14 protein-coding genes and 1 tRNA gene are annotated in these 12288 nt (G+C 63.6%); 6 read left to right on the plus strand and 9 right to left on the minus strand.

Annotation, left to right across the window (positions count from 1 at the left end; all coding sequences use genetic code 11):
- Positions 1-132: 132 nt before the first annotated feature.
- The 3 genes from LG047_RS08535 to gloB all read right to left on the minus strand — a co-directional run bounded on the left by LG047_RS08535 (position 133) and on the right by gloB (position 2040).
- Positions 133-600, minus strand: a complete 468-nt coding sequence (locus LG047_RS08535) for a peptidoglycan-binding protein (RefSeq protein ID WP_036288195.1) — start codon at positions 598-600, stop codon at positions 133-135.
- 226 nt (positions 601-826) lie between these two features.
- Complete coding sequence (locus LG047_RS08540) at positions 827-1267, minus strand: cupin domain-containing protein (RefSeq protein ID WP_227966298.1); 441 nt, start codon at positions 1265-1267, stop codon at positions 827-829.
- Positions 1264-2040 (minus strand): hydroxyacylglutathione hydrolase, encoded by a 777-nt coding sequence (gloB, locus tag LG047_RS08545; protein ID WP_227966299.1) that lies wholly within the window; start codon positions 2038-2040, stop codon positions 1264-1266. Before gloB ends, LG047_RS08540 begins: the two co-directional genes overlap by 4 nt.
- Positions 2041-2141: 101 nt before the next feature.
- Here gloB and LG047_RS08550 point away from each other — a divergent pair, with 101 nt between their 5' ends.
- Entirely contained in the window at positions 2142-2888 is a 747-nt protein-coding gene (locus tag LG047_RS08550) for a class I SAM-dependent methyltransferase (protein WP_036283838.1), read from the plus strand.
- 58 nt (positions 2889-2946) lie between these two features.
- Here the strand turns inward: LG047_RS08550 and LG047_RS08555 are convergent, their stop codons facing one another.
- On the minus strand, positions 2947-3639 hold the full coding sequence (locus tag LG047_RS08555) for an alpha/beta hydrolase (protein ID WP_227966300.1): 693 nt from the start codon (positions 3637-3639) through the stop codon (positions 2947-2949).
- Between the two features lie 128 nt (positions 3640-3767).
- Complete coding sequence (locus LG047_RS08560; RefSeq protein WP_144259629.1) at positions 3768-4094, minus strand: hypothetical protein; 327 nt, start codon at positions 4092-4094, stop codon at positions 3768-3770.
- A 114-nt stretch (positions 4095-4208) separates the two neighbouring features.
- Here LG047_RS08560 and LG047_RS08565 point away from each other — a divergent pair, with 114 nt between their 5' ends.
- The gene (locus LG047_RS08565) at positions 4209-4409 is read left to right on the plus strand and encodes a DUF2905 domain-containing protein (protein ID WP_036283842.1); all 201 of its coding nucleotides are present in this window, start codon (positions 4209-4211) and stop codon (positions 4407-4409) included.
- A 50-nt stretch (positions 4410-4459) separates the two neighbouring features.
- Positions 4460-5239 (plus strand): DUF4239 domain-containing protein, encoded by a 780-nt coding sequence (locus tag LG047_RS08570; RefSeq protein ID WP_227966301.1) that lies wholly within the window; start codon positions 4460-4462, stop codon positions 5237-5239.
- Between the two features lie 134 nt (positions 5240-5373).
- On the opposite strand, the gene LG047_RS08575 is transcribed toward LG047_RS08570, so the two are convergent.
- Positions 5374-5450: transfer RNA gene (locus LG047_RS08575), tRNA-Arg, on the minus strand.
- 69 nt (positions 5451-5519) lie between these two features.
- On the opposite strand from LG047_RS08575, the gene pap reads away from it, so the two are divergent.
- Positions 5520-7001 (plus strand): polyphosphate:AMP phosphotransferase, encoded by a 1482-nt coding sequence (gene pap, locus LG047_RS08580; RefSeq protein WP_227966302.1) that lies wholly within the window; start codon positions 5520-5522, stop codon positions 6999-7001.
- A gap of 108 nt (positions 7002-7109) precedes the next feature.
- Positions 7110-7406, plus strand: coding sequence for a hypothetical protein (locus LG047_RS08585; protein ID WP_227966303.1), 297 nt, complete (start codon positions 7110-7112; stop codon positions 7404-7406).
- Positions 7407-7433: 27 nt separating this feature from the next.
- Here the strand turns inward: LG047_RS08585 and LG047_RS08590 are convergent, their stop codons facing one another.
- Positions 7434-8198, minus strand: coding sequence for a YiiX/YebB-like N1pC/P60 family cysteine hydrolase (locus LG047_RS08590; RefSeq protein WP_227966304.1), 765 nt, complete (start codon positions 8196-8198; stop codon positions 7434-7436).
- Between the two features lie 181 nt (positions 8199-8379).
- A complete protein-coding gene (galE, locus tag LG047_RS08595; protein ID WP_227966305.1) occupies positions 8380-9366 on the minus strand; it encodes a UDP-glucose 4-epimerase GalE in 987 nt (328 codons plus the stop codon).
- Positions 9367-9503: 137 nt separating this feature from the next.
- Here galE and galU point away from each other — a divergent pair, with 137 nt between their 5' ends.
- A complete protein-coding gene (galU, locus tag LG047_RS08600) occupies positions 9504-10388 on the plus strand; it encodes a UTP--glucose-1-phosphate uridylyltransferase GalU (RefSeq protein ID WP_227966306.1) in 885 nt (294 codons plus the stop codon).
- 46 nt (positions 10389-10434) lie between these two features.
- Here the strand turns inward: galU and LG047_RS08605 are convergent, their stop codons facing one another.
- Positions 10435-11943, minus strand: coding sequence for a hypothetical protein (locus tag LG047_RS08605; protein ID WP_227966307.1), 1509 nt, complete (start codon positions 11941-11943; stop codon positions 10435-10437).
- Positions 11944-12288 lie beyond the last annotated feature (345 nt).

Here is a 12288-nt window from a genome sequence, read left to right on the forward strand (position 1 = left end):
CGGGGAGGAAGAGTCACGGGGAGCAAAGGAAACGCCGTGGCGCCTGAGGCGCCGGGCGCGGCCAAAGGCCCTTTCGATCAGGGTCTTTGGCTTTTTTCGACCGGAGCGGACGGGCCCGGTCGGCGGGAGCGGTCAGCTCCAGAGCGCGGCCCAGGTCTTTGCGCCGACGATTCCGTCGACCTTCAGCGGATTGCCGTCGAAATCGAAGAAGTCGGCCTGGAACGCTTTCACCGCGGTTTCGGTCGTCGGGCCGAAATCGCCGTCGACCGCGCCGGGGTCATATTCGGGAACGGCGAAGCTCTTGAGGATCCCCTGAAGCAGTCGCACGCCGGCGCCCTTCGACCCCTTTTTCACTTCCGCGGGAGCGAGCCTGAACCATGTCGCCGGCCCAATAATGCCGTCGACCTTCAGGGGGAAGGAAAAGGCGAAGAACTCCGTCGCCGAACGATCGAGTTGATACCGCAAGACTTTCGACAATGTGACGGGACCGAATACGCCGTCGTCCATTCCCGGATCGAGATAATATCTCTCAATGAGAGCTCTCTGCGCTTTCTTGACAGCGTCGCCTTTCGAGCCCAATTTGATAATGGGATCAGCCATTGCAATTATCCTTGTATTTGAACAACTTGAACAATAAATGCCGAAAATGACTTCAAAGACCGAGATCAATTTCGGCCGATTGTTCATCTACTACAAAAATCGCAGAAAGTCAATATTTCAAGCCAAGTTACAGCAACCTTACCGATCCGGCGAATACTTGCGCTCGCGGTCTGGCCATCGTCTCCCGGCCAATCCTCAGCCCGTCAATACAGCGCGAGAACCGGCGTCAGGCCTCGTCAGGGATCAATCCCGGCGCTGCGATCTCGAAACGGGCGAATTCGAAGCCCGGCGCCACGGTGCAGCCGACAAGCGTCCAGGCGCCGAGGCTTTTCGCCGACTGCCAGACGCCGGCCGGCACGATCGCCTGCGGCCGCTCCCCGGCGGCAAGATCGACGCCGAGCCGATGGACCGTGCGCTCGCCCGCGTCGAACAGGGACACTTCGAGCGGCGCGCCGGCGTAGAAGTGCCACAGCTCCGCGGCGTCCACCCTATGCCAGGCCGAAACCTGCCCCTCGGGCAGGAGATAATAGATCGCCGTCGAGACCGCGCGTCCGCCGACGGCGGCGGGATCGCGAAAGGTCTCGCGATAGAACCCGCCCTCGGGATGCGGGGCGAGATCGAGCAGGCGCACGATCTCCTGCGCCGGAAGGCCGTCGAGCGCGCTCATGCGACGAAACGGTTCTTGCGCTCGCGCATCTCGGCGAAGACGGCGAAGGGATTGGCGTCGTCCATGCCCATCGCCTTCTTTACGAGCGGGTCTTCGACGCGAAGGAAGGGGTTCGTGGCGTTCTCGAGCGCGATCGTCGACGGCAGGGTGAATTTTCCGGCGGCGCGCAATTCGTTGACGCTGTTGGCGCGGTCGAGCAGGACGGGGTTTTCGGGATCGACCGTCAGCGCGAATTTCGCGTTGGCCTGCGTATATTCGTGTCCGCAATAGATGCGCGTCTCGCCCGGCAGATTGGCGAGCGTTTCCAGGGAAAGGCGCATCTGTTCCATCGTGCCCTCGAACACGCGGCCGCAGCCCAGCGAAAACAGCGTGTCGCCGACGAAAACCGCGTCGTCGTCCGCGAAATGATAGGCGACATGGCCGAGCGTGTGGCCGGGCGTCTCGATCACGCGCGCGCGGGAGGCGCCGAGCATGACCACGTCTCCGTCCCCGACGGCGATGTCGAGCGGCGGCAGGCGGTGGGCGTCCTTTTTCGCGCCGACGATCTTCATCTGCGGGAAGCGCTTCTTCAGCGCTTCCGCCCCCTCGATGTGATCGAGATGGTGATGCGTGAGCAGCAGATGGGTGAGCGGCCAGCCGCGCCGCTCGGCCTCGGCCGCGATGGCCGCGCCGTCGGGCGCGTCGACGCTCGCCGTCGCGCCCGTGGCGACATCGTGGACCAGCAGGCCGAAATTGTCCGTCAGGCAGGTGAATTGTACAACCTCAATCGGCATTTGGGGTCTCCGCGCGCGTTGGGGCCATCATAAACGCGCTGCGCAAAAATGCGACCCGAAGCCGTCTTGCGTCGAAACCCGATTGCGAAGATGATCGGGTCATGTCGCTCGATGTCGTGGAACTTAGGGCTTTTTACGAGACCGCCCTGGGCGAGGTCGCGCGGCGCCTCGTGTCGCGCCTGCTGCGCGCGCGCTGGGAGGATCACGCCGGCCTGCGCGTCCTGGGGATGGGCTACGCAACGCCTTATCTCGGCGAATTCCGCGAGAAGGCGCAGCGCGTTCTGGCCTTCATGCCGGCGACGCAGGGCGTGGTGCACTGGCCGCTCGACGGCCGCTCCGCCACCGCGCTGGTCGAAGCCTCGATGACGCCGCTGCCCGACGCGAGCATCGACCGAATCCTCCTTGTTCACTCGCTGGAGGTGGAGGAGCATCCGCAGGATCTGCTCGAGGAGGTCTGGCGCATTCTGGCGCCGGGCGGCCGCGTGGTCATCGTCGCCCCGAGCCGAACGGGGCTCTGGGCGCGGGTCGACACGACTCCCTTCGGCCACGGCCATCCCTATTCCCGCGGCCAGCTGCAGAGCCTGCTGCAGGGGGCGCAGTTCCTGCCCGTCTTCTGGGGCGAGGCGCTTTATGTTCCGCCCTTCCAGCGCGCGTCGCTGTTGCGCTCGGCTCCCGCCTTCGAGCGCATCGCCGGACGTTTCTCGCTGCCGGGCGGCGGCGTGCATCTGGTGGAGGCCATGAAGCAGCTCTACCGCCCGGTGCTGCGCCGCGCCGTTCGCCGTGTGGCGCTGCCGGTGGAGCCGGAGCTGGAGCCCGTCCTCGAACCCGAGGGCGCCGAGCCGGCGTAACGGCCTCGAACGGGTCTGGAAAAGTCGCTTCTTCCCGCAACCGCGCCCAGCGATCGCGTCAACGCCCGCGCGGAGAAAAGTCGACGCGCACCCCGAAGGACTGCGCCAGAAACAGCGCGCCATGGATGAGGCCGGCGTTGTCGATGCCGTGGCCGAGTCCTGCGGAAAGGTGCCATTGCGTCGGCACATTCATGTCGGCGAGCGCATTTGCCGACATCATCAGCGCCTCGACGGGAATCATTTCATCCTCCTCGCCATGGGCGAGAAGGACGGCGGGCGGCGGCTCCTGATGCGGACGCTCGCCGCCGGGCTGATCCGGGCCGAGGACGAGAACGCCCGAATAGCCGACGATGGCGCGCGGCGCGACGCGCCGGCGCAGGCCCGTATGCAGCGCCATCATCGTGCCCTGGCTGAAGCCGACGAGCGCGAGCGCCCGCTCATCGAGGCCGCGCTTTTCCAGCTCTGCGTCGAGAAAGGCGTCGAGCGTCGGGCGAGCCGCGATGCAGCCGCGCCAGCGCTCGGTCTGATCGCGCATGGTCAGCGGAAACCATTGCCGCCCCATCGGCGACATGGCGCAACGCTCGGGCGCGTGGGGGGCGACGAAATCCGCGTCGGGCAGGAAGGACCGCCATTGCCGGCCGATCTCGATGAGATCGTTCCCGTCCGCGCCATAGCCGTGCAGGAAGATGACGAGCTGGCGGGGTTTTCCCGATTTTGCCTGAACTCTCGGACCGTCGATCGCCGCCGCCATTTCCCGCGCTCCCTGTTGAAACCGCCGAAGCTGTCGGCGGTTCGGGCGCGAAGGTCAAGAGGCGGATCGGCGAAGACCTGATATGGACGGGCGCCGCGGATTTGCCGAGCCGGCGCCGCCTTGGCCGATCACATGGTCACAATAGCGAATTTCAGAATCTTGAAAGCAAAGATGAAGGCGCCGGCCAGCGTGCCATGCTTGACCATCGTCATCGCGAAATAAATATGATCCGGCCTCATCATCGTACAAAACCTCTTCATGACGCGCAAAGCCGCGCGCAGGCGCTCGCAGTCGCTGCGAAGTGAAAGAGACGTCGGCGCTGCAAGGGTCAGGGGGCCTGCGTCTCGTGAGGCCCTTGCGAAAGGCGCGCCACACGCGCCTTTGTTCGATGGAGCTTCCCGGCGCACGGCTGCGCGCACAAAGAACGCTTTTTGTTCGAACCCTTCGAAGCGCAAGTAATTTTTTGCGGCGCAGGGGTCAAGCGAAGGTCTTAACGAATCGACTGCTCGCGACAATATGTCACGAGCCTGCGACTCGACTGCAACCGTCTCGAAAGAGGGGTCGACACCATGCCCAAACTATTGATTCTGGCTGGCGTGACGCTGATCGCGCTGGGCCTTGTCTGGATGGCCGGCGAACGCTTCGGCCTGGGCCGCCTCCCCGGCGACATCATGCTGGAGCGCGGGAACTTCCGTGTCTATTTCCCGATCACGACCTCGATTTTGCTGAGCGTCCTGCTGAGCGCCGTCTTCTGGCTGCTCAACCGTTGAGCGGTTATACGGGGGGCTGACGCGCGAGGGAGACGACCGTGGAAGCTTTTTTGAAAGATCTTAGTACGTTCCAGATGGCGCTGTTTTTCAGCGTCGCCTTCCTCGCCCCCTCGTGGCTCGGCATACTCGTCCTTCGTCCCTACGCCCGGCGGTGGATCCACGCCCGCCGCAGCGCCAATGACATGATCGGCTTCGCGCTCGCCAGCTATGCGACGCTTTACGGCATTCTGCTCGGCCTCCTCGCGGTGGAAGCCTATCAGGACTTCGCCTCCGTGCAGGATACGGTTTCAAAACAGGCTTTGACGCTCGCGACGCTCTATCAGGATCTCGACGGGCTCCCGCAACCGTTGCGCGGACGGCTGCAGGGCGGACTGCGCGATTACGCGCGGGAAGCGGTCGAAACGCACTGGGCGGCGGACGCCGCCTCCAAGCCCTCGATCGGCGCTTCGCCGCGCCTTCGAAGCCTTCTGGACCAGCTCCTGACGTTTCAGCCGAAGACCAAGGGCGAGGAACTCGTGCAGGCGGAAGGCCTGCGACGCGTCAACACGCTTATCGAGCAACGCCGCACGCTTCTGGCGAGCGCGGGCGGCAGCATACCGGGAGCCCTGTGGTGGGTGGTCGGCCGCGGGGCGCTGCTGTTTCTGCTGCTCATGTGCCTGTTCGACATGGAGCTGCATGCGCATTTCGTCCTCAACGGCGCTCTGGCGCTCTTCCTCGCCGCTGTGGTGTTCATCATTGCGACGCTGGACGATCCTTTCGGCCGCGGCGTGACCGTCACGCCCGAGCCGATCCAGTCCGTCCTCGACCAATTGATGAAGCCGGAAGGCTGAGGACGCGCAGGCGCGCGCGGCGCGGAAGAAATTTGTTAAGATTTTGGAGACGACCGCTTCGTTCACACGCCATTGAGCGACGACCCACGCAGCGCCCTGGTCGCGCCAAACCAGCGACGGGACAGCGGATCGACTGGCGGTCCCGAAGGGATTCGAACCCCTGACCTTCGGTTTAGGAAACCGCTGCTCTATCCTGCTGAGCTACGGGACCGCGCGGCTCCACATCTACCACAGCGCGCTTTTTTGAAAAGTTTATCTTGTCGGGCCAGAGGAGGCTTTCATGTTCGAATCCGCACGGCTGCCCCACGCCATGACGAAGGCGGACTTCGCCGATTTCGAGGCCCGGCTGCGTGACAGCCTGCTCAACGCCCAGTTCGACCTGGCCGAAAAGAAACGCGCCGCCGTGCTGGTGCTGATCAATGGCTCCGACGGGGCCGGGAAGGGCGACGTCGTCAATCGCCTTTACGACTGGCTCGACGACCATTTCGTCGAGACCCTCTCCTACGGCAAGCCGACCGACGAGGAGCGGGCGCGGCCCGGCGCCTGGCGCTACTGGCGCGACATGACGGCCAAGGGGCGGATCGGGCTCGTGCTGGGGTCCTGGCACCACCGGGCCCTTCGCAATCGCGCGCTCGGCCGGCTCGACAAGGCGGCCTATGACAATGTTCTCGAGGAAATGAACCGCGCAGAGGAAATGCTGCGGCTCGAAGGCGTGCATCTGCTGAAAATCTGGCTCCATCTGGATGATGGCGAGGCGCGCCGTCGCCTCGACAGGCTGCGCCAGGGCAATGGCGCGCTGCGCCGCCCCGCCGTGATCGAATGGGAGGAAATCAAGAAGCCCAGGGAGCTGGCCAGGTTAAACGACGCCGCGCTCGAGATGATCGAGATGACCTCGACCGGCGGCGCGCCTTGGGCCGTTGTTCCCGCGCAGGACCAGCATTACCGCGACGCCGCCGTCGGCGATCTGCTGTTGCAGACCCTGACCCGCGCCGCCGGCGCGGCGCGCGCCGCCATGCGCACGAGCGCCCTTGCCGCGCCGGACCTGGAAATGCCGCGGCCGAGTCTGGTTTCGGCCCTCGATCTGACGCAGAAGGCCAATCCCGACGTCTACAGCCAGGAGCTGCGCGCCCTGCAGCGGCGCCTCACAGAGGCCACGACCACGAAATCCTTTCGCAGCCGCGGCCTCGTGCTCGTTTTCGAGGGTAATGACGCCGCCGGCAAGGGCGGCGCCATACGCCGCGTGCGCGAGGCGCTCGATCCGCGCCGCTTCCGCGTCCACGGCGTCGCCGCGCCGACCGACGAGGAGCTCGCGCGGCCCTATCTGTGGCGTTTCTGGCGCAACATTCCGCGGCGCGGCGACGTCGCAATCTTCGACCGCAGCTGGTATGGGCGCGTGCTGGTCGAGCGCGTGCAGGGCTACGCCTCGCCCGACGACTGGATGCGCGCCTATCAGGAGATCAACGACTTCGAGCGCCAGCTCACCGAGACCAGCTATCTCGTCGTCAAATTCTGGCTCGCCATTTCCGCCGACGAGCAATTGCGCCGCTTTCAGGATCGCGAAGCGAAATCCTTCAAGCGCTACAAGCTCACGCCGGACGACTGGCGCAATCGCGAGAAGTGGGACGCCTACGAACAGGCGATGACCGACATGGTGGACCGCACCAGCTCGCGGCAGGCCCCCTGGACCCTCGTCGAGGCCAATGACAAGAAATTCGCGCGTTTGAAGGTGCTGCGCACGATCGTCGAGCGGCTCGAGGCGTAAGGTCGCGCACAAGCTTCGCGCCAGCCTCGCAGCCTAACCTCACACTTGCGTCATGTTCGAATGCCCGGCCCTCCCGACGCGGGAGGAGAGACGCGATGCGAGGACAAAATGACTGTCACTGATGCGATGGCGCTCCTGCGTTGCGCCGATGCCGAATTTCTGTCCGCCGCAGGCCCGGCCGTTTTGCGGCTCAAACTCCTCGAAGTCACCCATCTCGCCCAGAATCGCCGTCTCACGGGGGAGATGCGGGAAGCCGCGCGCGTGGCCGCGATCGAGCTGCGCCAGCTCATCGCCGAAAGGCCCTGCGTGTCGCTGGTCGACCATGCCGCGAAAAACGACATAGCGAACCCGCGCCGCGCCGCCGCGCCGCTCGCCTGTCGCATTTCCGCGCCGGGCCATGCGTGAGTCGCGGCGGAGAGCGGTCGCGCCCCTTCACGCCCATATGACGCGGCGGTAATCGAAACCCTCGACGAGCTCGGGCTTCACCACGGCGAAAAAGGGCGAGAGATCGAAGTCGCGCGGCGTGTAGAGCGACGAGTCGCGGATGTGCAGGATTTCGCGCGTGACGTGGCTCTGCGTTCGGGGGTCGCCCGCCCTCACCAGCTCGATCGTCGGAAGCACCGGATAATGAATCGAATGGAAAGCTTCGGCGATCAGCGTCGAATATATCGCGCGCGACGGCGCGCCGGACCCCACCGCGATAAACCGGCGCCGCCACCGTGAAGGAATGGGCGGCGTCGGCGCGAGAAATCGGAAAAGATCGAAGAGATTACGGAGATCGTATTGGGCGCCAAGGCGCGTCGTGGCGAAAGCGACGAGTTTTTCGAGATCCGCGCCGCCGAGATTGACCGGACGACAAATGCGCACGTGGGAATCGCGATATCTCGTCAGAGGCGAGGAGCGGACGCCATCGGCAAGATCCGCCTCGACAAGCACGTCCGGCTCGCCGTCGGCCTGAACGCGGCCAGGCAATGGCCCGACATAAAGCGCGGCGTGCGACCATGTCGATTGCGTCAGATATTTGATGGGTTGCGACACGCGCGAGCGTCCCTCGACGAGGAGAACGTCGCCCGGCTGCATGATCCTCCGCAGACGTTCGATCGGTTCGGGCGCCGCAAGCGGATGCGTCTCGACCTCGGCCGTCAGAAAGCGTGCGATCACGACCCCGATCCGGTGAAGCAAGCGGCTCGGATTCATCGGGTCGTCCGCGACGTCCGCGCCGCGCAGGCGTCTTCTGCGGATCGCGGTGGATGCGAACGATGTGGCGCGATCGCCCTCTCATAGCGTGACGGGGTTCGATCGGCGACGAACATTACGCGCTCCAAACCTGACCTTCTGTCAGGGCAAATAGAAGCGACGCGGCCCCCTTCAACAGCCTTCAGGACTGACTTTCGGCGAGGCGCTTTTCCCAGTCGAGCGCCTGACGGACGATGGCGTCGAGATCGTCATGCTTCGGCGTCCAGCCGAGCGCGTGACGGACACGATCATTGGCCGCGACGATGGCCGCCGGATCGCCCGGGCGGCGCGGCGCATATTCCACCTCGAAGTCGACGCCGGAGATGCGCTTGACCGCCTCGATGACCTCCAGAACCGAGAAACCTCGCGCATAGCCGCAATTTGCGACCATGCTCGCGCCGCCATTGCGCAGATAGCGTAGCGCGTCGAGATGGGCGCGGGCGAGATCCGTGACCTGGATATAGTCGCGCACGCAGGTGCCGTCGGGCGTCGGATAATCCGTGCCGAAGACCTGCATTTTCGCGCGCTTGCCGAGCGCGGTCTGCGACGCGACCTTGATGAGATGCGTCGCGTTGGGCGTCGACTGCCCGGAGCGCCCCTTCGGATCGGCGCCGGCGACGTTGAAATAGCGCAGCGCCACATAGGATAGGTCGTGGGCGTGCGACGTGTCCTCCAGCATCCATTCGACCATCAGCTTGGACCGGCCGTAGGGCGAAACGGGCTTCAACGGTTCGTCCTCGGTGACTGGGTGATGCTGCGGCTCGCCATAGACGGCCGCAGTCGAGGAGAAGATGAAGCGCGGGATGTCGCAGCCGACGGCGGTCGCCAGCAGCGTGCGGGCTTTCGCCGTATTGTTGAGATAGTAGCCGAGAGGATCGGCGACCGACTCCGGCACGACGATCCTGGCGGCGAAATGGATGATCTCGTCGATGTCGTAGCGCGCGATGGTTTCCGTAACGAGATCCTCGTCGCCGAAATCGCCGACGACGAGCGGCGCGCCATCGGGCACGGCCCATCGGAATCCGGTGGAGAGATCGTCGAGCACGACGGGCTTTTCCCCGGCGTCGAGGAGTTCGAGAACCGTATGACTGCCGATATAGCCGGCGCCGCCCGTGACCAGAACCGCCATCTCTCCTCCCGTCGCCCCTTGCGCTTGTCACCCGAAATTAACGCCGCAAGCCTAAAATTTGCGTCAATTGCGCGGTCCTTCTCGCGGGACGGCGCAATCTGGCGTTCCCGTCATCTCAACTCGTAAACGGACCCTCTATGACCAAGCGCATTCGCAAGGCTGTCTTTCCCGTCGCCGGTCTCGGCACGCGTTTCCTTCCCGCCACCAAGGCGGTTCCGAAAGAAATGCTCACGGTCGTCGATCGTCCGGTCGTGCAGCATGTCGTCGACGAGGCGCGCGAGGCGGGCATCGAGCATTTCGTCTTCGTCACGGGTCGCGGCAAGGCGGTGATCGAGGACCATTTCGACATGGCCTATGAGCTGGAGGACACGCTGCGCCGGCGCAACAAGACGAGGGAATATGACGCGCTGATGGCGGACCTGCCCAAGGCCGGCGCCACGAGCTTTACCCGCCAGCAGGCGCCGCTCGGACTCGGCCACGCGGTGTGGTGCGCGCGGGACATCATCGGAGACGAACCTTTCGCGGTGCTGCTGCCCGACATGATCACTCTCCCCGCCGCCGGCAAGACTGCGCGCTGCCTGGCGCAGGCGGTCGAAGCCTATGAAAAGCACGGCGGCAACATCATCGCGGTCGAGGAGGTGAAGCCGGAGGAGACGCATCAATATGGCGTTGTCGCCACCGGCAAGGATTATGGCGCGACCTTCGAAATCACCGGCATGGTCGAAAAACCGCCGCAGGGGACGGCCCCGAGCAATTTCATCATCTCGGGGCGCTATATTCTGGAGCCGGAGATTTTCGCGCTGCTGGAGAAGGGCGAAAAGGGCGCCGGGGGCGAAATCCAGCTCACGGACGCCATGATCCATCTCGCCAGGACGCAGCCTTTCCATGGCGTGCGCTTCGACGGCCGCACTTATGACACGGGCTCGAAGCTCGGTTTCCTCGCCGCCAATGTGGCCTTCGGTCTCGCTCGGCCGGACGTCGCGGACGGGCTGCGCGCGGAACTGAAGAAGCTTCTCGGCTGATCGGGAAAAGGGCGGCGATATTTTCGTCGCCCTTCGAATTCGGCGCTCAGCCGTTACAGCTCGCCTTGTAGGTCTGGAGCGTCGGCAGCGGCGTCTGCGTCTGATTCGGCAGGCCCTTCGGTCCGCCGACGGTGATCACGAGCCCGGTTCCGGGCGCGCTCTTGAAGGCTATGCCATCGTCGACCGAGAAGGCGTAGGCGTTCGTCTGGATCGTCTGGTGCAGCAGCGGCACATAAGGATTGAAGATGTCCAGCTGCGGCGTTGTCGGGTCCAGATAATTGTACTGAAGGTCGCAGTAATCCGCGAAAGCCGCCTTGTAGCCGGGCGTCGCAGCGAGATTATACTGCGGGCCCTGCGGGCAATTGGGGAACTCGACCCAGCCATAGACATCGCGCATCAGCGACCATGTCGGCGGCAACGGAAGCGGAAGGCCGCAGGTCTCTGTGTAGTTGCGCTTGAAGAACGCATAGACGTTCCTGAGCTTGACGCAGGTTTTGCTCGTGTTTGTCGTGCTCGATGTGCATTTGTTCCACAAGGTCACCATTCTCTGCGCCACTGTGCCGAGTTTGGTCACGCCATTGACGTTCGAGGTGAGCACCGGAGGAGCCGGCGTCGGCCTCCTGTACGATTCCGCGAGCACGAAATTGGCAGAAGGAACCTGAGGCTGGGGATAGGGCTGGACTCCGGCGGGAGGACTGGGAAGCGGCGTCTGCGGTTTTTGCGCAGTGTAATAGGCCGGAACGAAAATCGGCCATTTGTTCCCTGCGTCCGCAAAAACGGCGAGTTGGGCTCTGAAATCGTCCGCCGCCTGCACGGTGCCGAGATACTGGACATTCGCATTGCCGAGCACGCCCATGGCGGCCGGCATGTAGACCGAATCCACGCCGGAAATATTGAAATTGACGATCCTGTAGTCGATGCTGAAATTCTGCTGAAGAGGCGGGCCATTCGCGGCGGCGAAAGTATATTCGAGCAGTTGCGCCGGAATGGGCCAGGGATAGCCGACGCCATAGGACACGAGCGTCGGCGCCTCGCAATTGAAAGTGTTATTCGGCGCACAGGTCGGGATCTGCGCGCCGGCGAGCGGACTGACCGGCGTCGGCGGAATCGTCTTGCCAGCAGAGTCATTATTGTAATTGAAGGCCGCTCTGGCGGCGGTCACGCCATCGAAGAGATAGACGCGCATGGCGTTCCACCAGTCGATATATTGATCTGGATAATCGCCATTCGTGACGGGCGTTACGGGCAGCAGCTGAGTATAAAAGGGAACCCTGATCGATACGGACTGCCCGGGGAGGACGCCTTTCTGTCTGTTGATGTAAGCCTTGTACAACTTGGTGCTGGCGAATGGCTGTCCTGCAGCGTGCGGAACATTGAAATGCGCCTGCATCCAGAGGTCATTGGCGCGAATTGGCGCCTGGATTACAGGATAGATCGTCTGTGTCTTGGAGTTGTTGTAAATGACGATCGTCTTGACGGGGACGGTTTGCGCGGCGGCCGAACCGGCAAACCATAGGGAAAGAAAGCACGACAAGGGTGTCCATAAGCGTTTCATTCAGCCCCTCCTCAGTCACAAATATTGCGAATGCTGTCTCGTTGCGCCCTTCTTTGCTGACGCAGCCGAACAAGAAAGTCGGGGCTCGCTCGATGCCGAGATCAGGAACCGACCGCCGATAGCAAATATGTAACTTCCGACTCAGGGTGTAACAGTTCAGGGATTTTGCCAAGCGCTTAGTTCACATTTATCGCACAAATTTGCCACAATTCCTGAAAAATTGTCGATGGCTCGCGAGCCGTTCAACACAGCTCAAGCTTGCAGCTTTCTGTAACTCTGCTTCCGCCGCCTTTCGTTTGAGCAGCGTAGACGCAGCAGAAAACGACCGTCGCGTGAATGAAGCGC

The sequence above is a fragment of the Methylocystis sp. WRRC1 genome (assembly GCF_020733155.1).
Classification (GTDB): domain Bacteria; phylum Pseudomonadota; class Alphaproteobacteria; order Rhizobiales; family Beijerinckiaceae; genus Methylocystis.